The following is a 21108-nucleotide window of genomic DNA, read 5'->3' as shown; positions in this document are numbered from 1 at the left end:
TCAGCCGCGCTTGGGCATCATCCGCAGCAGCGTGTTATCACCGACCACGTAATGGTGATAGAGCCCCGCCAGCGCATGCAGCCCGATCAGCCAGTAACCCATAGTGGCGATCAGTACATGCCAGCCCTCGACTTGTTTGGCGAATTCCTTGTTCTCCGCGACCAGCAGCGGCAGATCAAAGCCATAGAACATCACCTGATGTCCTTCGGCGCTGGTGATCAGCCAGCCCAGAATCGGCATGCTGATCATGAACAGGTACAACGCCCAGTGCATCAGCCGCGCCAGCACGGTTTGCCATTGCGGTGAGGCGGGGAAGACTTTCGGCGCTGGGCCAATGCTGCGCGCGAGCAGGCGAAACCACACCAGCACAAACACGGTCAGGCCGAGCATGTAATGCACTTCGCGGATCAGCGTGCGCCCGCCACTGCCTTTGGGGAACAGGCCGCGCAACTCCATGCTGGCGTATACCAGCACCAACAACACCAGCATCAGCCAGTGCAACAGGACCGATACGGTGCTGTAACGGGATTCGGAACTTGTCCACGGCATACGGTGTTTCCTCACAGATCAGGGTCAAAACGGCCGTTCTTGTGCGACGGCATGCTTTAACTGTAATCCGCTTTGGCGGATTTGCCTGAGGCTGATCGGACTTTCAATGCCCTGAATCAGGGCTTTGCCAATAAAAAACGCCAGCGTCGTGCAGACGCTGGCGTTTTTATTGGCAGCAAGCGGCAGGGATCAGCTCGATTGCGGCATCTCACCGTTGGCCAGGCGCTTGTTGATGTCGGCGATCACTTCCGGCAGATCAGTGATGGTGTCGATCATGTAGTGCGGGCGCGAGCCTTCGAACAGCGCGTGAATGCGCTTGCGTTCGCTGGCCAGCTCATCGCTGCCCAGAGCGCGGAAACCGGCGTAATCCAGACCCAGCGCATTGCCCGAGCAGATCAGCGCGACCGTCCACATCCCGGCGCGGCGGCCTTCGAGAATGCCCGGCACGGTGTCATCGATCTTCACGCACGCCCCGACATCGTCAATGCCCAGCGCGATCACGTTGGCCAGCGCCTGCGCCGGCCATGGGCGACCATTCGGCACTTCGTCGGTGGCAACCACGTGGTCGGCGACGTAGCCGTTGGTGGCAGCCAGTTCGACGACCTTGTCCATCACTTGCTTCGGGTAGCCGGAGCAGGAACCGATCTTGATGCCTTGCTGACGCAGATTGGCGATGGTTTCCAGCGCGCCGGGAATCAGCGCCGAGTGCTCGGCAATCTTCTCGATCTGCAGCGGCATGAAGCGGTTGTAGATTGCGGTGACGTCGTCATCGCTCGGCGTGCGGCCGAATGCCTTGCGATAACGCTCGGCCACTTGCGGCTGATCGCAAAGGGTGCGGATGTGATCCCACTTGCCCATGCCCATCGGGCCACGGGCTTCTTCGATGGAGACCTGCACGTCGAACTCGGCGAACGCTTCGACGAAGATCTGCGTCGGCGCGAACGAGCCGAAATCGACCACGGTGCCGGCCCAGTCGAGGATCGCGGCTTGCAGCTTGTTTGGATTGACGTAGTTCATGTTGATCAAATTCCTGAGTTGGCAATGCAATTCAAACTGTAGGAGTGAGCCTGCTCGCGATAGCGGTTGATCATTCAACATCTTCGTCGACTGGCACGGCCTCATCGCGAGCAGGCTCACTCCCACAGGGGATTGGTGGTGTTCTTAGATTTCGAGGACTTCCATCTCGCGCAGCACTTCGCCGACCGCCGCGACGGCCTGGCGCATTTCGTCCGGGCTGACATGGCCGATGCAGCCGACGCGGAAGGTTTCGACCTGAGTCAATTTGCCCGGATAGAGGATGTAACCCTTGGCCTTGACCCGTTCGTAGAAATCCTTGAACTGATAACGCGGATCTTGCGGCGCATGGAACGTGGCAATGATCGGCGCCTGAATCGCCGCTGGCAGGAAGCTGCGCAAACCGAGTTTGCCCATCTCCTCCATCAACGCCTGACAGTTGGCGGCGTAACGCGCATGCCGCGCCGGCAAGCCACCTTCTTCGTTGTATTGCAGCAGCGCTTCGTGCAGCGCCGCGACCACGTGGGTCGGCGGGGTGAAGCGCCATTGCCCGGTTTTCATCATGTAGGCGTGCTGGTCGTACAGGTCCATCGCCAGCGAATGCGAATTGCCAGCGGCAGCGGCCAGCGCCTCTTTACGTGCGAAGACAAAACCCATCCCCGGTACGCCTTCCAGGCATTTGCCGGAAGCGGCGATCAGCGCGTCGAACGGCACTTGTTGCGCATCCACCGGCAATGCGCCGAAGGAACTCATGGCATCGATGATCAGGCGTTTACCGTGTTGCTCGACGACCTGGGCAATCTCCGCCAGCGGATTGAGAATGCCGGTGCTGGTTTCGCAATGAATCAGCGCGACGTGGGTGATGTCGCTGTCGGCGCGCAGCAGACGATCGACGTCAGCGGCGGTGGTCGGTTCGTCTTCAGCGGTTTCGAAGGTGCTGAACGAGCGGCCGAGCACTTCGCAAATCTTCGCCAGACGCTTGCCGTAGGCACCGTTGATCAGCACCAGCACTTTGCCGTCACGTGGTACCAAGGTGCCGATCGCCGCTTCGACGGCGAAGGTGCCGCTGCCCTGCAATGGCACGCAGTGGTGAGTGGCGGCGCCGTTGAGGATCGCCAGCAATTGTTCGCAAAGGCTGGCGGTCAGTTGATTGAAGCGGTCATCCCATGACCCCCAGTCGACCATCATCGCCTGGCGGGTGCGGGCCGAAGTGGTCAACGGGCCGGGAGTGAGCAGGATGGGTTCGGCGATACTCATTCGTGTGTCCTCGGATAGCGCTGTGGGATGAAGCTACGGGGCATACGTTGCAATTCGCCGTTGCATCAATCAAATTGTTTGTTGTTATGCCAGCCATCAGTGAGAGTTATCCATGAACCTGTTCCAGCTCCGCGCCTTCGATGCCGTGGCCCGTGAAGGCAGCTTCACCCGCGCCGCTGCGCGCTTGTTTATCAGCCAGCCGGCGGTCACCGGGCATATCAAGGCGCTGGAGGAGCACTACCAGATCACCTTGTTGCGGCGCACCGCGCGACGGGTGGAACTGACCGAGGAGGGCACCAAACTCGCGGCGATTACCCGCGCGATGTTCGGCCTGGCGGAAGAGGCGCAAACCCTGCTTGAAGCCAACCGGCAATTGCTGACCGGGCGGCTGGAAGTGGCGGCGGACGGGCCGCACATGGTCATGCCGATGCTGGCCAGCCTGCGTGCACGCTATCCGGGGATCACGGTGAATCTGCGTTTGGGCAATGCCCAGGAAACCTTGGCGGCGTTGTTGTCGGAACACGCCGATGTGGCGGTGTTGACCGAAGTGGAGCCGCGCAAAGGCCTGCATCTGCAGGCGTTGAGCGAATCGCGGATTTGCGCGCTAGTGCCGGCGGGGCACCCATGGGCGGTGCGTGCCGGGGAAGTGAAACTCAAGGAACTGGATCAAGTGATCATGGTGCTGCGCGAACCGAGTTCGATCACCCGGCGTACTTTTGATCAGGCCTGTGCGCAGGCGTCGATTCATCCGCGCGTGCTGCTGGAACTCGATAGCCGTGAGGCGGTGACCGAAGCCGTTGCCGCTGAGTTGGGCGTTGGCGTGGTGTCATCGGTTGAGGTTAGTCATGACCCGAGGGTGGTGGCGATTCCGATTGTCGGCGAGGGGCTGGTCAATCGGCACATGATCGGCTGCATGGAGCGGCGGCGGGAGTTGCGCTTGATTCAGGCATTCTTTGGCCTGGCGCCCGCCTGATACACCGTGGCGCTCCCTTCGCGAGCAGGCTCGCTCCCACAGGGGATATGCATTCCAAATGTGGGAGCGAGCCTGCTCGCGAAGGGGCCATCACGGTTCACACAAGACTCTGGCGAACCATATCGAGGAAGGTCGACACCACCCGTCGATTGCTCTGCTCACGCAAACACACCAGCGTCTCCGTCAGCCGTCGCGTGCAGTCGACAATCGGCAACGCACACACCCGCGAATCCGCACCAAACTCCGCCGCTGAGACCACGCCGACACCAATCCCGACCACCACCGCCTCACGCGCCGCTTCCCGGCCTTCCACCTGAATCGCCGGGCGAATGCGAAACCCCGCCCGCGCCATTTCCTCTTCCAGCGTTTGCCGGGTCACCGAACCGTGCTCACGCAACACCAGTGGCGTGTCATCCAGGTCTGCCAGGCAGATCGATTCACGCTCGGCCCACGGATGATTGCGCGACACGAACGCCACTATCGGATCATTGCGCAGCGGCACACAGAGCAAGCGCTCATCGCTGACATCACGCCCGAGCAACGCCAGATCGGCCTGATAGTTGAACAGGCGAAACAGCGATTCATCGGTGTTGCCAGTCTCGATCTTCACGCTGATCCCCGGATAGCGTTCGCAGAACCGCGCAATCTGCGGCAGCACGTGCACCGGCGCATCCACTGCGAGAATCAGGCTGCCGGTCTGCAACGCCTGGGATTCCTGCAACAGTTCCTGTGCTTCGGCTTCAATCACAAACAGGCGCTGGGTGATCGCCAGCAAGCGCTCGCCCAAGTCGGTCAGGCGCACGGAACGTTTATTGCGGTGGAACAGCAAAACGCCGAAACGCTCTTCGAGTTTGCGCACTTGGTCGGATATCGCCGGTTGCGTGAGAAAAAGGCGCCCGGCGGCTTTGGTGAAGCTTCCATGCACGGCCACGGCGTGGAAGGCTTTGAGTTGGGCGTGAGACACCGACATGAAGTCACCTGATCGTTTAGTCAGTAACAAGCTGAGCTTATGTGTGAAATACGATAAATCGATTTTATTTATTAAACAGTAATTGCTTTGATCGGCTCACGCCATCGCTGAGTGTCCGCTCGGGCAGCACGTTGGCCATGAGCCTGTGCGTGCAACAGCAGGACTCATCTGACCGATATCGCCGTAGGGACGGGGTGATATCGCAGTGCTCAACAATAAAAACACAGGCGTTTTGCTTAACGATTCTGCCGGCACACTCACACCCTGAGGTCAGAACCACCATGAACAAGCACATCGGCACCATTGCGCGTTGGCGCGTGCAGATTTTCGCGATTACCTGGCTTGCTTACGCCGCTTTCTACTTCACCCGCAAAGCGTTTTCGGTGGCCAAACTCGGCATCGCCGAAGACCCGACCTTCATGCTCGACAAGATGGCCATGGCCAACCTCGATGCGATTTATCTGGCGGCTTATGCCCTCGGCCAGTTCACCTGGGGCATGCTCGCCGACCGCTTTGGTCCTCGGGTCGTGGTGCTTGGTGGTCTGCTGATTTCCGCGGCAGCGGCGCTGGTGATGGGCAGTTACGCCACGTTGCCGATCTTCGCCACCTGCATGTTGATTCAGGGCTTGGCGCAGTCCACCGGATGGTCGGGATTGTGCAAAAACCTCGGTAGTTTTTTCCCCTCCCAACAACGCGGGCGAGTGCTCGGGTTATGGAGTTCCTGCTACGCCTTTGGTGGTCTGGTGGCGTCGCCATTTGCCGGCTGGTGGGCGTACACCTTGATGGGCACCTGGCACGCGGCGTTCATTTCCAGCGCGGTGGTGGTCGCCGTGGTGGCGGTGTTGTTCTTTATCTTCCAGCGCAACAAACCGGAAGACGTCGGTTTGCCGGCGGTTGAGCCGGAACCTGTATTGACGGCGGAAGAAACCGAAGCTAACAGCAAACTCAGCGTTTGGGAGCCTCTGAAAGAAATCCTGCGTAACCGCACGGTGCTGGTGCTGGGCCTGGCGTATTTCATGTTGAAACCGGCGCGTTACGCGATTCTGTTGTGGGGCCCGGTGATTGTCTTTGAACAGATGCCCAGTGTCGGCAAGGTCGGCGCGGCGATCATTCCCACTTCGTTCGAGCTGGCCGGATTGCTCGGGCCGATTCTGATCGGGCTGGCCTCGGACAAACTGTTCGGTGCCCGGCGCATGCCAGCGTGCGTGATCAGTCTGCTCTTGCTCACTGTGACGCTGGCGCTGTTCATGGCTGCGTTGCACACCGGCAGTGTCTTGCTGGTGGTTGCGCTGCTGTTCGTCATGGGCCTGACCCTGTATGGCCCGGATTCAATGATCAGCGGTGCCGCTGCGATCGATTTCGGCAAAGCCAAGGCCGGCGCCACCGCTGCCGGTTTCGTCAACGGCTGCGGCTCGGTGGGGGCGGTACTCGGTGGTTTGCTGCCGGGTTACTTCGATTCGGTGACGGTGTTCATCGTCTTCGCCGGTTGCGCGCTGTTCTCGGCGCTGGTGCTGATTCCGCACTGGAACAGCCGTCCGGTTGGTGTCATGGAACCGCGTGCCTCGATCCCCAATTGCCCGCTGACGATCAAACCCCTGCGTTCCTGAAACCCTTTGCCTCGCGGCCTGCTGCGGCGCTCGCGGCAGGCTGTGGCGCGGCCAACTGACTGGAGAAAAACATGAGACCGTTTTGGCTGGAGCAAGCCTTGCAGGCCGACACCTCTGAAATCTGCCCGCCGTTGCAGGGTGAAGTCCGCACTGATGTGTGCATCGTTGGCGGCGGCTACACCGGGTTGTGGACGGCAATCATGCTCAAGCAACAGAACCCCGAGCTCGATGTGTTGCTGATCGAAGCGGACATCTGCGGCGCTGGCGCGAGCGGGCGCAACGGCGGTTGTGCGCTGTCGTGGTCGGCAAAATATTTCACCCTTGAGCGCTTGTTTGGCGTCGAAGAAGCGGTGCGCTTGGTCAAGGAGTCGGAACGCAGCATTCATGCGATCGGCGAGTTCTGTGAGCAGTACGGCGTCGATGCCGATTACCGTCTCGACGGCACGCTGTACACCGCGACCAACCGCGCGCAGGTCGGCTCGACCGATGCGGTGATTGCCGCACTGGAACGTAATGGCATCAACTCGTTCTCCCAGCGTCCGCTCGCCGATGTGCAGCGCATGGCCGGTTCGAGCAAGCATCTGGAAGGCTGGTTCTCGCCGGCAGCGGCCAGTGTGCAGCCGGGCAAACTGGTGCGCGGCTTGCGTCGGGTGGCGTTGCAACTGGGCGTGAAAATCCACGAAAGCACCGCGATGACCGGACTGGAAGAAGGGCGTCCCGCACGCCTGCAAACGCCGAACGGCAGTATCGTTGCCGATCGCGTGGTGCTGGCGATGAATGCGTGGATGGCCCGTGCTTTCCCGCAATTCGAGCGCAGCGTGGCGATTGTTTCCAGCGATATGTTGATCACCGAACCGCGCCCGGATCTGTTGCAGGAGATCGGTTTGACCAGCGGCGTGACGGTGCTTGATTCGCGGATTTTCGTGCACTACTACCACAACACCCCGGACGGCCGGATCATGCTCGGCAAGGGCGGCAACACCTTCGCCTTTGGCGGGCGAATGCTGCCGGTGTTCGATCAGCCATCGCCGTATGCCGGCCTGCTGAAAAATAGCCTCGCCGACTTCTTCCCGGCGTTTGCCGATGTAAAAGTAGATGCCACCTGGAACGGCCCGTCGGATCGCTCGGTCACCGGTTTGCCGTTCTTTGGCCAGATGAGCGGCGCGGGCAACGTGTTCTACGGTTTCGGCTATTCGGGCAGCGGCGTCGGCCCGTGCCATATGGGCGGGCAGATTCTCGCGTCACTGGTGCAAGGCCTGGACAACCCGTGGACCCGCTCGCCGCTGGTCAACGGGCCACTGGGCTATTTCCCGCCGGAGCCGATCCGTTACCTCGGCTCGTTGATGGTGCGCAACGCCATCCGCCGCAAGGAGCGCGCCGAAGATCGCGGGCGGCGCCCTCGGCATCTCGACGTGCGCCTGGCGAAATTCGCCGCAGCGGCCGGCAAGGCTGACAAAGGTTAATGCACTGCTGCACAGGCAGGAACTGCGGCAGCTCCTGCCGATTGGGGCTAATGGGCGTCGCTATTGAGCAGCCAGTCGAGCAATAAGCTGCTGTCGCGGGCGCGCGGTGACTCGCGAGGCGGGGGCTTGCGTGAGTTGCCCAGGCATAGAATGGGCCGATCCGGATCGCTGTCGAGAAAGCTCACCCACACTTCGCTGCCGACACAGGGTAACTCCTCAGGGACGATTCGCCCGTTGGCCCTGGTCATGGCGATGGGCAGCCATATCGCATCGGCATTGGCATCGGCATCGGGTGCTGAATCCGCTGGCCACAACCTGACGGCGACGCGCCCCTGGTCGTCGAGTCTTGCCGGTTGCCCCTCGACACCAAGTACGTTCGCCAAGTGATACCCGGCGATGCTCGGGCGCTGTTGTTTAAGCGGCGGGCGAAAGTCTGTCGACCACGGTTGGGCAGTGAAATCGTTGTGATAGCGGTGTACCGTCGGCGTCGGGTCAAGAATCGAGGGGTGTTGACCCTGATGGCTAAGGGCAGTGATCCGCCATTGTTCGTTGAAGCTGTTGATCGGATGTTCGCTGACTTGCAGCAAATGTCCGCTAAGCAACCCGATACAGTCGCTGCGGCCATTGACCGAACGAAGGTGGCAGCGTTGTCGTTCCAAGTGCCGTCGACTGCGTTGTTCGCTGTGGCGTTGTTCCAGAGAAAGCACCGGCGGCCGGGCCATTGATCGGCTTTGATTGGCAGCGTCCTCGTCGATGGCCCGCTGCCCCCGATTGCGTACCGTGGGCAGTGTCGTCATGGGGGCGGCGTGGTGATGCTGGAATAGCGCGCTGACGCAGGGTGAGCACGCTTGCTGTTCATCCATGAACGGCAGCAGGGCCGGTTCTTGCGGCAAACTCAGGCTGTCATCGGCGAAAACCACGACGTGACCGTCCGCGCGGTGTTCGAAGTGATAGTGGATACCTTCTTCCTCGCAGAGCCTGTGCAGCAGTGCCAGATCGCTTTCCTCGAACTGGATGCAGAACGGCCGCACCGGATAGCACCCCACGGTCATTTCAATCCGGTAGCCTTCGGCGGGCAGAGCATTTTCCGCGAGCAACTGCTGGAGAATCTCCGGCACGCTCTGTTGCACGAACACCCGACGTCTGCTCGGCTGTGCCAACCGCTGCAGCGACGGCACTATCATCAGGCGATAGCCGATGCGATGGGTACCGCAATGTTCACAACTGGCGCTGTGGATGATCCCGTGAATCCCGTGATGGTCGTCCAGGCGCAGGAATACCGGTTGCTGCAACAGCGTACCCGGCGCCACGGCGGGGGCCAGACCGATAAGTTCGATGTCGAACCGGTAAGGCTGGTTGAGCGCTTCCTCGCCGCGAAAGCGCAACACCGGCAGGCATAAACCGCTATTGGTCAGGGTCAGGGTAAACGGACTTTCCTTGTCATTGAGCATTCGAACAGGCTCTGTCAGGCAATACGGGTTTAAGAGGGTACGAAACCCCAGCGCCGAAAGGTCATGTCAAAGGGTGTTTTCAGAATCGCCCTACAAGGTCTGGTGAAGATGTCGATTCCAGATTGTTTTTTTGGTCGATTGCCGACTTTAGGCCGTATAAACTTGCCGGCACGCGTCGGCCAATAGATGTCTCGGCGCCACAGATCAAGAGAGTGAGTAATGGGCGCACAGTGGAAGGTTAAACACAAAGAAGCGGCAGCCAACGCCAAGGGCAAGATCTTCGGCAAACTGGTGAAGGAAATCACCATCGCTGCCCGCAACGGTGCCGATACCACCACCAACGCACACCTGCGTCTGGTGGTCGAACAGGCCAAGAAAGCCTCGATGCCAAAAGAAACCCTGGATCGCGCGATCAAGAAAGGCGCCGGTCTGCTGGGTGAAACCGTGCAATACCATCGCGTGACCTACGAAGGCTTCGCCCCGCACCAGGTGCCGCTGATCGTCGAGTGCGTGACCGACAACATCAACCGTACTGTCGCGGAAATCCGCGTGGCCTTCCGCAAGGGCCAACTGGGCGCTTCCGGCTCGGTGGCCTGGGACTTCAACCACGTCGGCATGATCGAAGCCTCGCCGGACACTCCGGACGCCGATCCGGAAATGGCCGCGATCGAAGCCGGTGCTCAGGATTTCGAGCCGGGCGAAGAGGGCGCGACGCTGTTCCTGACCGATCCTACTGATCTGGACTCGGTGCAGAAAGCGCTGCCAGAGCAAGGCTTCACCGTGCTGTCGGCCAAACTCGGCTACCAGCCGAAGAACCCGGTCAGCGGTTTGAGCGACGAGCAGATGGCTGAGGTTGAAGCGTTCCTCGAAGGCCTCGACAACCATGATGACGTGCAGGACATGTTTGTCGGCCTGGCGGGCTGATCGACTTCGTCAGTGATGGCCTCATCGCTGGCAGGCTAGCTCCCACAGGGGATTTGTGAACGCCACAGATCCAGTGTGGGAGCTAGCCTGCTAGCGATTGACCGCGCAGCGGTCACAGATCTTCAAGTTGCTTCATGACCTCTCCGAACCCCGGCCGCGCCAGCACATCCGCCTGACAGCAACGCCGCTCCAGCTCTTCAAGCACCGCACGCCGCTCATCACTCAACCCCGAGTCGATGCGCGCCAGCAATTCCCCCAGCAAAATCCCGAACGCACGCACTTCGATGCGTTGCAACGCGCGAGTTTCCGCTGTATCGGCAATGGCGTGGAACGATGCCCCGCCAAAATCTCCGAGCAGGCAATCGCCGCGCTCATTCAACAGAATGTTGTGCCCGTAGAGATCGCCGTGGGTGATGCCTTGCTGGTGCAAGTGATCGGCTGCCGAAGCGATACCTTTGGCAATGTTCAGCGCGACCTCGGCAGTGAACCGGCAATCATCGGCGTAAACATCTCGTGAGCAAGACGCCAGGCTGGGCAGACCGGCGAGGTTGCCGAACGACGGATCGATCAACTGCATCACCAAGCCTTGCTGGCCGTCGGGATGGCCAATGATGCGCCCTTCGACCCGGATCAGATTGGGATGCAGGCCGGCGCTAATACAGGCATTCATTTCGTGCAGCGGCGAACCGTCGCTGGTCATTTCACCTTTGTACAGCTTCACCGCGACCGGTGTCACTGAGCCATCGGCGCGTTGCCAGCTCGCCCGGGAAATGACCCCCGAGGCACCTTCGCCCAAACGCTGTTCCAGACGCAGCGCCGACCAGGAGATTTGTGGTGTCGCTTCCAGCGCGGCGGCGTCCGCCTCGGTCTCCAGCGGGTTACCGGCGTAGGCCAGCCAGGTCAGGCTCGGCAGGTTGAGCAGCCACTGCGGCAGTTCGCTCAGGCGGTTGGCAGAGATGCGCAGCAGCTCCAGACGATGGCAGTTGCTCAGGGAGGGCGGCAGCGTTTGCAGACGGTTGCCGGACAGCATGAGTTTTTGCAGGGCAGGGCGCTCACCCAGTTCGATCGGCAGGTTCTCGATGCAGTTGTCGGTCAGGATCAGCCAGCGCAACGCGGGTGGCAGAGCGTTGCCGGGTACGTTGACGATGCGGTTGGCCTTGAAGCCGATCATCGTCAGGGCAGCGCACTGGCCGAGGCAGGCCGGCAGTTCGGTGAACGGGTTGTCGGAGCAGAACAGCACGCGCAGGCGTGTCAGACGGTGCAAGTCATCCGGCAGGCTACTCAATTGGTTGCCGCTGAGGTTGAGGATTTCCAGGGTATCGGCCAGATCGAAAATCTCGCGCGGGAACTCGGTCAGTCCGCAGGACAGATCCAGTCGCGTAATGCCCGACAACTCGCCGGCGCGTAATTGAGCAAGGGTGTGCATGTTGGTGTTCGCTATTGATCAGGGGCGCGCCGCTGGGGCGCTGAGGATGGGCGACATGATAACGGCAATACCCGGATTTGAAATTGGATAGGTGGCGAAACTTCAGATGCCTTTTGTGGGAGCGAGCTTGCTCGCGAAAGCGGAATGTCGTCCGCTTATGTATTGACTGACACCCCGCCTTCGCGAGCAGGCTCCCACATGAGCTGTGTGGTCAGTCGTCGTTGTGCATCTCTTGCAATTGCCCCAAGCGGCTGCGGGTGCGCGCCAGGTCAATGGCGTGGCCGTCCAGGCTTTCACGCAAGGGTAGCCGGCCGAGCAGCGTCAGATGCTTGTCCTGGTCGTACAGCACGTCGATCAGGTTGATGAAGCGCTGTTGCGCGGCGATCGAGCATTCCCCCAGCTCTGGTAGATCATCAATGATCCAGCGATCGAAACGTCGGCACAGTTCCAGATAGTCCATGACCGCCGTTGGCTGTTCACACAGATCGCTGAAGGTAAAACCAACCCGCCGCTCTTCACACAATCGAGCCTGAAACTGCCGGCTGCCGACGGATAACCGAATGGCTGGCGTATCGGCCGGCGGCAGCTCCAGAGCGATGCGTTGCGCTGGCGTGGCCGGCCACACGTAATGCCCCTGAGTGAAGATCTGATGTGCAGAGTGGCGCGCCTGACTGCGGTAATCGTGCGGACCACCGACTTCCATCACCTGCATGCGCGTATTGATCAGTGCGATCACCGGTTTGAAGCGCGCGTGATAGAGCGGATTGGGCAGCAGCCCTTCCGGCGCATAGTTGGAGGTCACCAACAGCAGAATTCGCCGTTTGAACAGTGCCTTGAACAGCCGAGTGATGAGCATGGCATCGCCGATGTCATGCACATGAAACTCGTCGAAACACAGCACCCGACAATCCTCCAGCAGTTCGTCGAGGGTCACTTCGAGGGCATCGTCCTGCTCGCGATGGCTGAACATGCCCTGATGCAATTGCGCGAAAAACTGATGGAAATGCAGGCGCCGTTTCTGGGTGATCGGCAAGGCCTGAAAAAAGCCATCGAGCAACCAGCTCTTGCCGCGTCCGACGGCGCCGAACAGATAGAGACTCGGCGCGGTTCGGTTGCTGGGGCCAAACAGCAGACTGGCCTGCTGCGCCATGCAATCAATGACGCGCTGCTGGCTGTGGCTGAGGGTGTAACCCTGAGCACCAGCCTTGTGCCGGAAGTAATCGCGGATCGACTGGGCGCTGGCGTCATGTCCGGCACCGGCCGGCAAACCCTTGCCCAACCAGCGGCGCAACGCCGGCCAGCGCTGGATCAGTCGCGATCGTTTCGGCGGGTGGACAGGCACTGTGGGCGTCTCCGTGTTCGTCAAGACCGGCTCCCGGGAGCGCGGCGACACAGTGTAACCAGGCGCCGGGTTGGCCAGCCACCACAGCGGATCGACAGTGGGCGGTAATTGAACAAATTTGTGCGGCACGTACAGCTATTTTCAGCGACATGGCTCGACCTGTTGCCAACCTTTCGAAACATATCCCGGGCGATGCCTGGATCCAATCGACTGGCGGAATCGTCGACCGTTGCTAACCTCAATCACAGAAACGACGTCGCAAGTGATCACTGACAAGGAACGGCGCAGTGAATGTACATGTGGTCATGAGCCTGCTGGGGGCACTCGTTGCGCCTGTTCATGCGGCAGATCTTCAGGTTGAAGTGCGCGTCGATGTGCAGCGCGGCTGCCAGTTGGTCGGCCAGCAGCGTAACGCCGGCATCGAGCAACTGGGTGTGCTCGACTTCGGCAGCACCGCACGCCTCGATGACCCCGCCGGGCCATTGGCCGCCGCGTTGACCAATCAACGCCTGCCACGCCTGGAATGCAATCCGGACACGCCGTACCAGATGCGCGTCGACGGTGGCTTGCATGGCGGTGTCGGTGAAGTCCGCTATATGGCCGCTTCGACGGGCAGCAAACCGATTCCGTACCGCTTGTATCAGGACGCGGCGCGACGGCTGCCGCTGGTGGTGGATGTGCCGGTCAGCGGGCGGGTGCCGGACAGCGGCACAGTGGAGCTGCCACTGTACGCGCGGATCGAGCGATTGGCCGAAGTGCCGCGAGTCGGGCGTTATTCGGATCTGGTCAAGGTAACGGTCACCTGGTGATCGCGATGGCAACAGGCACCGGTGGACGCGGGTGCACAAGGAAGGCGTTCAATGATGAGCGCGGTGATTGAGTCAGCGTAAAGGAGCAGGGACGGTCGCGATGACAGGAAAACACTGGATGGTGGTGGCGGCAGGTACGCTGGCATTGCTCGCAGACGAGGCGCAAGCGGCGGTCAGTGGGCAGATCAATGCGCGGCTGATCCTGATTGCCGGCTGCGAAGTCACCAACACCAGTACTCCCGACAGTCCGGTCAGTGCCCTCGGCACCCTCGATTTCGGCCTTCAGGGGCCCACCTGGAACGCACCGATCAAGGCCAGTCTCGACGGTGACAGCAGCGGCAAGCTCAACGTCGCCTGCAACCCCTCGGTCACCGGGTTCACCGTCACCATCGACGGCGGCACCCACGGTGACGGCAATACCCGGCGCCTGAGCAACGGCCGCCAGACTCTTCCCTATCAGCTGTTCGTCGATCCCTCCGGCGCCCGGAGCTACAGCATCGGCCAGCAACACAATTTCGCTGTCACCAGCGCTGCGCAGATACCCATTCCGGTATTTGGCTCGGTGGTGGCGAATACCCGTGCGGTACCGGCAGGTGTCTATACCGACACGCTGACGGTGACGCTCGACTGGTAACCCCGTAGAGGACGGACACCATGCGTACGTTTGCATCAAGGATAGGTTTGTCGTTGCTTGGCCTGGCGCTGGTTTCCAGTGCCAACGCCGCCACCACGGTCACCGGCCAGATCACTTCCAGCCTGATACTGATCAGCAGTTGTCAGGTCAACGGCGCTGGCGGTTCCACCGGGCTGAACTTCGGTGCGTTGAACTTCGGCACCGCCAACAGCCTGTTCACCACGGCCACCGGGCAAGTGTTGGGCGGTGGTGGCGGGGCGCTGTCGATTCTCTGCTCCAGCGGCACTACGCCGACGGTCAAGGTGCGCGCCGGTTCCCATGACGGCATGTCACCGGGCGGCACCCGAGCGTTGTACGACGGGGTGGCCAATTACGTGCCGTACGACTTGTACACCGATGCCGGGCACTCGCAACTGCTGGCGATCGACGGGACGATCAATCTCGCCGCCAGCACCGGTGTCGCGCAGACGGTGAACATCTACGGTCAGGCGGTGGGCAAGGCCGGTTTGCCGGCGGGGACGTACACCGACACCGTCGCTGTTGAACTGACGTTCTGATGCCATGCGCCGCCATGGCTGTGCCGCGCTGCTCCTGCTCTGTGCCGGCAGTGCACCGCTGCCGCTGACCGCAGCGACGAGCCAGAGCTTTCAGGTCAGTGCCACGGTCACTGCCGGGTGTCTGGTGGTGGGCGGGGTGTCGAATTATGGCGGGCTGAACTTCGGTTCACGTTCGGCGCTGGCCACCGGCACCGTGCAGGTCGCGCTGACCGGCGGGGTGCAACTGCAATGCACGCCGGGCGTAACGCTGAACATGAGCGTTGATGGCGGCCAGTACAACAGCAGTGGCCGGCACATGCAGGTCAACAGCGGCAGTGCGCGGGTGGCGTATGCGCTGTTTCGCGATGCGGCGTACAGCCAGAGCCTGGGCATTGGCCAGAGCGTGGCGGTGGCCTACAGCGATGCGAACAACATCAGCCTGCCGATTTACGGTCAGGTGCAATTGCCGGGCAATCAGCCTGGGGGGACGTACAGCGACGTGTTGCAGGTGCAACTGTCGTGGTAAGGCGAAGTTGAATGGCCGACAAGGAGCAGGTTTATGGGGTCAGTTACGTCACGGCATTCTTTCGTGCGCTGTGTGATGTGGACGATGGTCATGCTTGGGGCAAGCCAGGCACAAGCGGCGAGTTCGGTGCTGATCTGGCCGATCGATCCGGTGTTGGAGGCTGATCAGCAGGCCAGTGCGCTGTGGCTGGAAAACCGTGGCAGCGAAACCGCCAATCTGCAGATCCGCGTATTCGGCTGGAGCCAGAGTGGTTTCGCCGAGCAATACCAGAACCAGCGCGACGTGATCGGCAGCCCGCCGGTGGCGAAAATCGAGCCGGGGCAGAAACAACTGGTGCGCCTGACGCGAACCAAGGACGTACCGCCGGGGCAGGAGCTGGCCTACCGGATCATCATCGACGAAATTCCCTCCGCGCAACCAGCCACCGCTGACGGCGGAAAAACCGCTGCGGCGATTCGCTTCCAGATGCGTTACTCGGTACCGCTGTTTGCCTATGGCGCCGGGCTGTGGAGCAAAGAAGACAGCACCCGCGCGCGCGATCCCAAAGGTGTCGGCCTGCCGCAGTTGAGCTGGCGCACGGTGGCGGTGGACGGCAAGCCTTATGTGGAAGTGCGCAATCAGGGCGCAGTGCATGCGCGGTTGACCGACGTGGCAATCAAACAGGCCGGGCAGAGCAGACCGCTGGCCGAAGGGCTGCTGGGGTACGTGCTGCCGGGGGCGGTAATGCGCTGGCCGGCACCGGGGCCGTTGGCCGGTGATTCGGCGTTGCAGGTGCGGGTGAACGGCGCGCCGCAGGTGCAGAGCATTACACCTGCCAAGTGAGTGAGTCGTAGCGCAGGCATCTGGCGTCGGCTAAAGCGGTATCAGGGAGGATTCAGTCCATTGACGGACGTAAAACGTGTATGAGCCCAGGACGGGTTCGTCGTATTCAGCGTCCGTTGTGGCTCATCACCGGCGCGTGTTGCCTGATGTTCGTTCAACCATCCGGGGCCGGCGACCTGCCGCCGCCACCCAGCGGCATGGAGGCCGTGAGTGATGCACAGTTGTTTCTGGAATTGGTGCTCAATCAGATGAATACCGGGCGCGTAGTGGCGGTGCAGCAGCGCGACGGGCGCTTGTTTGTCCCGGCGACGGCATTGAGTGAAACCGGCATGAAACTGCCCGACAGCCTCGGCACCGAGGTCGATCTCGACAGCCTGGCGGGGCTGCACAGTGATTACGACAGTGTTGGTCAACGCTTGCTGCTGGACGTGCCGCCGGACTGGCTACCGGAACAGTTCATCGGTAATCGCCAGAGCTATCCGCGAACGCCGGCGCTGAGCAGTTTCGGCGCGTTGTTCAACTATGACCTGTACCTCAATGACACCGACGATGCTGGCACTTACCTGGCGGCGTGGAACGAAGTGCGGCTGTTCGACAGCTGGGGCACGTTGTCCAACACCGGGCAATACCGGCAAACCTTGTCCGGTGATTCGCTCAACACACTGGACAACGGCTACCTGCGTTACGACACCACCTGGCGTTACTCCGATGACGAGCGGATGCTCACCTACGAGGCCGGTGACGTCATCAGCGGTGCGTTGCCGTGGAGCAGTTCGGTGCGTTTGGGCGGCGTGCAGTTCTCTCGGGATTTCGCGGTGCGCCCGGATCTGGTGACTTATCCGTTGCCGCAATTTGCCGGTGAAGCGGCGGTGCCGTCCTCGGTGGATCTGTTCATCAATGGCTACAAGTCCAGCAGCGCAGATTTGCAGCCCGGGCCGTACACGCTGACCAATATTCCGTTCATCAACGGTGCGGGCGAAGCCGTCGTAGTGACCACTGATGCGCTCGGTCGGCAAGTTTCGACCACGGTGCCGTTCTATGTCACCAGCACTTTGCTGCAAAAAGGTTTGAGCGATTTTTCTGTGGCCGCCGGTACGTTGCGTCGCGACTACGGTTTGAAGGATTTCAACTACGGACCGGGTGTCACCTCCGGCAGCCTGCGCTATGGCGTCAGCGATAGCTTCACTCTGGAAAGCCATGCCGAAGCGGCCGACTCGCTGACACTCGGCGGCCTCGGTGGCAATTGGCAGCTCGGTAACTTTGGTGTGCTCAACAGTGCGTTGAGCCAAAGCCGTTTCGATGGCGAGGGCGGTCACCAGGTCAGCCTCGGTTATCAGTACAGCAACCAGCGTTTCAGCTTTTCCTACCAACGCCTGCAACGCCACGATCGATATGCCGACCTGACTGTGGTCGACAGCCCCTATATCAGCCTTAGCCGGCGCAGCGAACAGGCGACGCTGAGTCTCAACCTCGACCGCTGGGGCAGTCTCGGCGCCGGTTACTTCGATGTGCGCGCGGCGGATGATTCGCGCACGCGGCTGCTCAACCTCAGCTGGAGCAAACCGTTGTGGCGCAGCAGCAGCTTCTACTTGTCGGCCAACCGCGAGATCGGCGACAGCAACTGGGCGGTGCAGGCGCAATTGGTGATTCCGTTCGATCTGCGCGGCAGCCTGGCGATCAGCAGCGATCGCAGTAAAACCGGGCAGAGCCAGCAGCGGGTCAACTACAGTCGCGCGGTGCCGACCGAGGGCGGTGTAGGTTTCAATCTGGGTTACGCCAAGGGTGACGGCGCCGATTATCGTCAGGCCGACGTCACCTGGCGTCTGCAATCGGTGCAGTTGCAGGCCGGTGTCTATGGCACTTCCGACGCCGAAACCCGTTGGGCCGATGCCAGTGGTTCGCTGGTATGGATGGACCGTCAGGTGTTTGCTGCCAACCGCATCGACGACGCGTTTGTGGTGGTCAGCACCGATGGTTTTGCCGACATTCCGGTGCGCTACGAAAACCAGCAGGTCGGTCAGACTGACAAGAATGGGCACCTGTTGGTGCCTTGGAGCAGTGCCTATTACCGCGGCAAGTATGAAATCGATCCACTGAATCTGCCGGCCAACGTGCGCAGCCCCAACGTCGAACAACGCATCGCGGTGCGGCGTGGCAGCGGCTATTTGCTGGAGTTTCCGCTGTCTCGGGTGATCGCCGCGAGCATCGTGCTGGTCGATCCGCAGCAGCGCGAACTGCCGCTGGGTGCGGGCGTGCTGCATGAGCAGAGCGGCACGCGGACGGTGGTCGGTTGGGATGGGCTGGTGTATCTGGAAAACCTGCAGGCGCAGAACTCGTTGCAAGTGACGCTGGCCGACGGCAAGACCTGTCAGGCGCAGTTCAGCGTCGATCTGAATCAAAATCAGGTGCCGTTGATTGGCCCGTTGGTGTGCCAATGATGTTCCGGCGATGGCTGTTATGTCTGGCACTGCTTATACCCGGGGCGGTGCAGGCCGCGTGTTCGGTGGTCAGCACCACGCCCGCAGCGTTCGGTATGCTCAGTTCGATTGTGGTGCGCACGACTTCGCAGCCCAGTTCCACATTGAATGCGGGTTTGAGTTGCACCGGTTCATTGCTGTCCTTGTTGACCAGCAACGACCACTTCTGGGGCACTGTTTCTTCGACTCAAGGTGGTTTGGTCGGGCCGACCGGCGATGTCATCAGTTACACGATCTACGCCAACAACAGCACCAGCTACCCGCTGACGCGCGGCACGGCCTATGACTTTGCGCGCAACGGCATCATCGATGCCCTGGGCCTGCTCAACGGTACGACGCCGAAAACCGTGCCGCTCTATCTCGGCACAACCATTGGCAGCAACGTTGCCGCCGGGGTGTACACCGAGACCCTGAGTATTTTCTGGAACTGGAATTACTGCTCGGGGATCGGCATCGGTGCCATCTGTCTCGGGCGCGATATCGCCAGCGGCACGACGTCGTTGACGGTGAACCTGACGGTGTCCAACGACTGCACGATTACTGCGCCGAACATCGCCTTCGGCAGCGCGCCGGTGGTCAGCGCTTTTACCCCGGTGACCGGACAGACGATCAATCTGGCCTGCACCAAGGGCAGTGCTTACACGGTGGGGTTAAGTGACGGGCAGAACGCGGTGAGTGTCGGCGGCCGGCGACGGATGATTTCCGGGAGCAATTATCTGGCCTACGACATTTTCAAAAGTGCCGGCACCACGCGCTGGGGCAGTGTCGGCACGGCGCGGCGGGCGAGTACCGATGCCGAGGTCAATCCGGGAAACGGGCTGGGCACGGGCAGCCAGATCTTCAACTACAACGCGAAGATCTACACCGACCAGAGCACGCCGCCGGCCGGTACTTATCTGGACAATGTGGTTTTGGACGTAGGTTTCTGAGCCTGACGCTGATCCCTTGTGGGAGCGAGCCTGCTCGCGAATGCGGTGTGTCATCCAGCAACGATGCGACTGATCTGGCGCCTTCGCGAGCAGGCTCGCTCCCACAGGGGAGAGGTGGAACTCTCAGAATTGCAGCGATTGCTTGAGCTGTTGCGCCGCCGGTGTATCGACCGGGCTGACCATCGCATAGTTGTACCCGCCACCCGACCAGTACTCGGCCTGCAAGTCGCCATCACTGCGGCTTCCACGCGGCAAAAAGGTGTTCTTCGGCCCCGGCGGGCGCACATAGAAACTCACCTTGTGCCCACTGCCATCCTCATACATCACCATCGCTGCCGGGCCTTCGTCAGTGCTGAGCAAGCGTCCGCTGACCGGTTCAAACCCGGCCGCCTTCAGATCCGGTAAACGACTGGCCCGGTTGAAATAACGATCGAGCCAACGCTGCATGTCGCCGTCACTCTCCACCTTGTAATCAGCCGGCAGCATGCCTTGCTGGGCAATCAGGCGATAGGCCTGCAACGCATCGGTCATCGGCAACATGGACGGGCGCACAAGGGTTATTTCCCGCGCCTGCCAGCCACTGAATCCGCCGACGCTGACCGCGATCAGCAACACCGCCGCGCTGGCCAGATGACGACGTGACTGACGCTGACGGCGCTGGCGAATCATCGCCGGATCAAGCGCCGGATTGGCCGGTTGCTGCAACGCGCCGCTGAGTGCCGCGCGCAATTGTTGGGCATCCTGTTGCCAGGCGCGCACCTGCGCCGCTTCGTCCGGGTGACTGGCTAGCCAGGTGTCCAGCACACGCCGGTCGGCGTCGCTGAGTTGGTGGTCGACATACGCGTGCAGGTCACGCTCGTTGGGAGGCAGGCTGATCATTTGAGTATCCGCAAAGAAGGGCTGCTGATTTCGCCGTCGCTGAGTTGGCGCAAGGCCTGGCGGGCGCGGGACAGGCGCGACATCACGGTGCCGATCGGGGCGTCGAGAATCTCGGCGACCTCTTTATAGGAAAGGCCTTCCACCGAGACCATCAGCAACAAGGCGCGCTGTTCGGTGGGCAGACGGTCGAAGGCTTGCAGGGTCGACTGGGCAATGACGGTGCGCTCCGCCGAGGGTTCGGCATCGTCGCGACCGGTGAAGAATTCGAGCATCCGCGCGTAGCGTCGGGAGCGGCGATGGGCGTCGAGAAACTGCCGATACAGGATCGCAAACAACCAGGCACGCAAATCGCCGTCGGCGCGTTTGTCGCCCCAACTCGACAGCGCCCGCTCAAGGCTGGCCTGCACCAGATCGTCGGCGCTGCTGCTGTTGCGTGTCAGTGACACGGCAAAGCGGCGCAATCTGGGAATGATTTCTCTCAACTGTTCGTCGAATTCGCTCATGAAATTCTACTAGTCAC

Annotated in this window: 20 protein-coding genes; 11 read left to right on the top strand and 9 right to left on the bottom strand. The window is 61.2% G+C overall.

The annotated features are described in order from the left end of the window. The 3 genes from HU718_RS19675 to HU718_RS19665 all read right to left on the bottom strand — a co-directional run bounded on the left by HU718_RS19675 (nt 1) and on the right by HU718_RS19665 (nt 2820). Nucleotides 1-549 carry a cytochrome b gene (locus tag HU718_RS19675; protein WP_186616222.1) on the bottom strand — a complete coding sequence of 183 codons (549 nt, stop codon included), beginning with the start codon at nt 547-549 and terminating at the stop codon, nt 1-3. A gap of 189 nt (nt 550-738) precedes the next feature. Continuing rightward, nucleotides 739-1566, bottom strand: a complete 828-nt coding sequence (gene phnX / locus HU718_RS19670; RefSeq protein ID WP_186616221.1) for a phosphonoacetaldehyde hydrolase — start codon at nt 1564-1566, stop codon at nt 739-741. A gap of 144 nt (nt 1567-1710) precedes the next feature. After that, nucleotides 1711-2820, bottom strand: a complete 1110-nt coding sequence (locus HU718_RS19665; RefSeq protein WP_186616220.1) for a 2-aminoethylphosphonate--pyruvate transaminase — start codon at nt 2818-2820, stop codon at nt 1711-1713. A gap of 112 nt (nt 2821-2932) precedes the next feature. Here HU718_RS19665 and HU718_RS19660 point away from each other — a divergent pair, with 112 nt between their 5' ends. After that, entirely contained in the window at nt 2933-3793 is an 861-nt protein-coding gene (locus tag HU718_RS19660; protein ID WP_186616219.1) for a LysR substrate-binding domain-containing protein, read from the top strand. 97 nt (nt 3794-3890) lie between these two features. Here HU718_RS19660 and HU718_RS19655 read toward each other — a convergent pair whose 3' ends face one another. Beyond that, nucleotides 3891-4763 carry a LysR family transcriptional regulator gene (locus HU718_RS19655; RefSeq protein WP_186616218.1) on the bottom strand — a complete coding sequence of 291 codons (873 nt, stop codon included), beginning with the start codon at nt 4761-4763 and terminating at the stop codon, nt 3891-3893. A gap of 281 nt (nt 4764-5044) precedes the next feature. Between HU718_RS19655 and HU718_RS19650 the strand changes: the two genes are divergently transcribed. Together HU718_RS19650 and HU718_RS19645 are read left to right on the top strand one after the other, a co-directional pair. After that, nucleotides 5045-6370 (top strand): MFS transporter, encoded by a 1326-nt coding sequence (locus tag HU718_RS19650; protein WP_186616217.1) that lies wholly within the window; start codon nt 5045-5047, stop codon nt 6368-6370. 71 nt (nt 6371-6441) lie between these two features. Then, nucleotides 6442-7833, top strand: coding sequence for an FAD-dependent oxidoreductase (locus HU718_RS19645; RefSeq protein ID WP_186616216.1), 1392 nt, complete (start codon nt 6442-6444; stop codon nt 7831-7833). Nucleotides 7834-7880: 47 nt separating this feature from the next. Here HU718_RS19645 and HU718_RS19640 read toward each other — a convergent pair whose 3' ends face one another. Beyond that, on the bottom strand, nt 7881-9284 hold the full coding sequence (locus HU718_RS19640; RefSeq protein WP_186616215.1) for a type VI secretion system Vgr family protein: 1404 nt from the start codon (nt 9282-9284) through the stop codon (nt 7881-7883). A gap of 219 nt (nt 9285-9503) precedes the next feature. Between HU718_RS19640 and HU718_RS19635 the strand changes: the two genes are divergently transcribed. Continuing rightward, entirely contained in the window at nt 9504-10208 is a 705-nt protein-coding gene (locus tag HU718_RS19635; protein ID WP_038362748.1) for a YebC/PmpR family DNA-binding transcriptional regulator, read from the top strand. Nucleotides 10209-10320: 112 nt separating this feature from the next. Here HU718_RS19635 and HU718_RS19630 read toward each other — a convergent pair whose 3' ends face one another. Both HU718_RS19630 and zapE read right to left on the bottom strand, forming a co-directional pair. Then, a complete protein-coding gene (locus tag HU718_RS19630; protein WP_186616214.1) occupies nt 10321-11634 on the bottom strand; it encodes a leucine-rich repeat-containing protein kinase family protein in 1314 nt (437 codons plus the stop codon). A 211-nt stretch (nt 11635-11845) separates the two neighbouring features. Then, nucleotides 11846-12976 (bottom strand): cell division protein ZapE, encoded by a 1131-nt coding sequence (gene zapE / locus HU718_RS19625; RefSeq protein ID WP_186616213.1) that lies wholly within the window; start codon nt 12974-12976, stop codon nt 11846-11848. Nucleotides 12977-13281: 305 nt separating this feature from the next. Here zapE and HU718_RS19620 point away from each other — a divergent pair, with 305 nt between their 5' ends. The 7 genes from HU718_RS19620 (at nt 13282) to HU718_RS19590 (ending at nt 19709) form a co-directional block, all read left to right on the top strand. After that, on the top strand, nt 13282-13785 hold the full coding sequence (locus HU718_RS19620) for a Csu type fimbrial protein (protein WP_186616244.1): 504 nt from the start codon (nt 13282-13284) through the stop codon (nt 13783-13785). A gap of 100 nt (nt 13786-13885) precedes the next feature. Beyond that, entirely contained in the window at nt 13886-14419 is a 534-nt protein-coding gene (locus HU718_RS19615) for a Csu type fimbrial protein (RefSeq protein ID WP_034154701.1), read from the top strand. A gap of 20 nt (nt 14420-14439) precedes the next feature. Continuing rightward, on the top strand, nt 14440-14976 hold the full coding sequence (locus HU718_RS19610) for a Csu type fimbrial protein (RefSeq protein ID WP_034154702.1): 537 nt from the start codon (nt 14440-14442) through the stop codon (nt 14974-14976). 4 nt (nt 14977-14980) lie between these two features. Further along, a complete protein-coding gene (locus tag HU718_RS19605) occupies nt 14981-15481 on the top strand; it encodes a Csu type fimbrial protein (RefSeq protein ID WP_016983916.1) in 501 nt (166 codons plus the stop codon). 33 nt (nt 15482-15514) lie between these two features. Continuing rightward, nucleotides 15515-16303, top strand: coding sequence for a fimbrial biogenesis chaperone (locus tag HU718_RS19600; RefSeq protein ID WP_186616212.1), 789 nt, complete (start codon nt 15515-15517; stop codon nt 16301-16303). 80 nt (nt 16304-16383) lie between these two features. Beyond that, nucleotides 16384-18741 carry a fimbria/pilus outer membrane usher protein gene (locus tag HU718_RS19595; protein WP_186616211.1) on the top strand — a complete coding sequence of 786 codons (2358 nt, stop codon included), beginning with the start codon at nt 16384-16386 and terminating at the stop codon, nt 18739-18741. Continuing rightward, nucleotides 18738-19709 carry a Csu type fimbrial protein gene (locus HU718_RS19590; RefSeq protein ID WP_150708111.1) on the top strand — a complete coding sequence of 324 codons (972 nt, stop codon included), beginning with the start codon at nt 18738-18740 and terminating at the stop codon, nt 19707-19709. The genes HU718_RS19595 and HU718_RS19590 overlap by 4 nt, the downstream gene beginning before the upstream one ends. A gap of 123 nt (nt 19710-19832) precedes the next feature. Here the strand turns inward: HU718_RS19590 and HU718_RS19585 are convergent, their stop codons facing one another. Beyond that, entirely contained in the window at nt 19833-20588 is a 756-nt protein-coding gene (locus tag HU718_RS19585) for an anti-sigma factor family protein (RefSeq protein WP_150708112.1), read from the bottom strand. Continuing rightward, nucleotides 20585-21091, bottom strand: coding sequence for a sigma-70 family RNA polymerase sigma factor (locus HU718_RS19580; protein ID WP_034154707.1), 507 nt, complete (start codon nt 21089-21091; stop codon nt 20585-20587). Before HU718_RS19580 ends, HU718_RS19585 begins: the two co-directional genes overlap by 4 nt. Between the last annotated feature and the right edge of the window lie 17 nt (nt 21092-21108).

The sequence above is a fragment of the Pseudomonas tensinigenes genome, assembly GCF_014268445.2.
GTDB classification, from domain to species: Bacteria; Pseudomonadota; Gammaproteobacteria; order Pseudomonadales; family Pseudomonadaceae; genus Aquipseudomonas; species Aquipseudomonas tensinigenes.
Note: the sequence above shows the minus strand (reverse complement) of the source record. Positions and strands in the feature narration are given on the sequence as shown.

Excerpts from the sequence above, each read along its gene's own strand:
- HU718_RS19675 (WP_186616222.1), bottom strand. The coding sequence starts at position 549 with ATGCCGTGGACAAGTTCCGAATCCCGTTACAGCACCGTATCGGTCCTG.
- phnX (WP_186616221.1), bottom strand. The coding sequence starts at position 1,566 with ATGAACTACGTCAATCCAAACAAGCTGCAAGCCGCGATCCTCGACTGG.
- HU718_RS19665 (WP_186616220.1), bottom strand. The coding sequence starts at position 2,820 with ATGAGTATCGCCGAACCCATCCTGCTCACTCCCGGCCCGTTGACCACT.
- HU718_RS19660 (WP_186616219.1), top strand. The coding sequence starts at position 2,933 with ATGAACCTGTTCCAGCTCCGCGCCTTCGATGCCGTGGCCCGTGAAGGC.
- HU718_RS19655 (WP_186616218.1), bottom strand. The coding sequence starts at position 4,763 with ATGTCGGTGTCTCACGCCCAACTCAAAGCCTTCCACGCCGTGGCCGTG.
- HU718_RS19650 (WP_186616217.1), top strand. The coding sequence starts at position 5,045 with ATGAACAAGCACATCGGCACCATTGCGCGTTGGCGCGTGCAGATTTTC.
- HU718_RS19645 (WP_186616216.1), top strand. The coding sequence starts at position 6,442 with ATGAGACCGTTTTGGCTGGAGCAAGCCTTGCAGGCCGACACCTCTGAA.
- HU718_RS19640 (WP_186616215.1), bottom strand. The coding sequence starts at position 9,284 with ATGCTCAATGACAAGGAAAGTCCGTTTACCCTGACCCTGACCAATAGC.
- HU718_RS19635 (WP_038362748.1), top strand. The coding sequence starts at position 9,504 with ATGGGCGCACAGTGGAAGGTTAAACACAAAGAAGCGGCAGCCAACGCC.
- HU718_RS19630 (WP_186616214.1), bottom strand. The coding sequence starts at position 11,634 with ATGCACACCCTTGCTCAATTACGCGCCGGCGAGTTGTCGGGCATTACG.
- HU718_RS19620 (WP_186616244.1), top strand. The coding sequence starts at position 13,282 with ATGAGCCTGCTGGGGGCACTCGTTGCGCCTGTTCATGCGGCAGATCTT.
- HU718_RS19615 (WP_034154701.1), top strand. The coding sequence starts at position 13,886 with ATGACAGGAAAACACTGGATGGTGGTGGCGGCAGGTACGCTGGCATTG.
- HU718_RS19610 (WP_034154702.1), top strand. The coding sequence starts at position 14,440 with ATGCGTACGTTTGCATCAAGGATAGGTTTGTCGTTGCTTGGCCTGGCG.
- HU718_RS19605 (WP_016983916.1), top strand. The coding sequence starts at position 14,981 with ATGCGCCGCCATGGCTGTGCCGCGCTGCTCCTGCTCTGTGCCGGCAGT.
- HU718_RS19600 (WP_186616212.1), top strand. The coding sequence starts at position 15,515 with ATGGGGTCAGTTACGTCACGGCATTCTTTCGTGCGCTGTGTGATGTGG.
- HU718_RS19595 (WP_186616211.1), top strand. The coding sequence starts at position 16,384 with ATGAGCCCAGGACGGGTTCGTCGTATTCAGCGTCCGTTGTGGCTCATC.
- HU718_RS19590 (WP_150708111.1), top strand. The coding sequence starts at position 18,738 with ATGATGTTCCGGCGATGGCTGTTATGTCTGGCACTGCTTATACCCGGG.
- HU718_RS19585 (WP_150708112.1), bottom strand. The coding sequence starts at position 20,588 with ATGATCAGCCTGCCTCCCAACGAGCGTGACCTGCACGCGTATGTCGAC.
- HU718_RS19580 (WP_034154707.1), bottom strand. The coding sequence starts at position 21,091 with ATGAGCGAATTCGACGAACAGTTGAGAGAAATCATTCCCAGATTGCGC.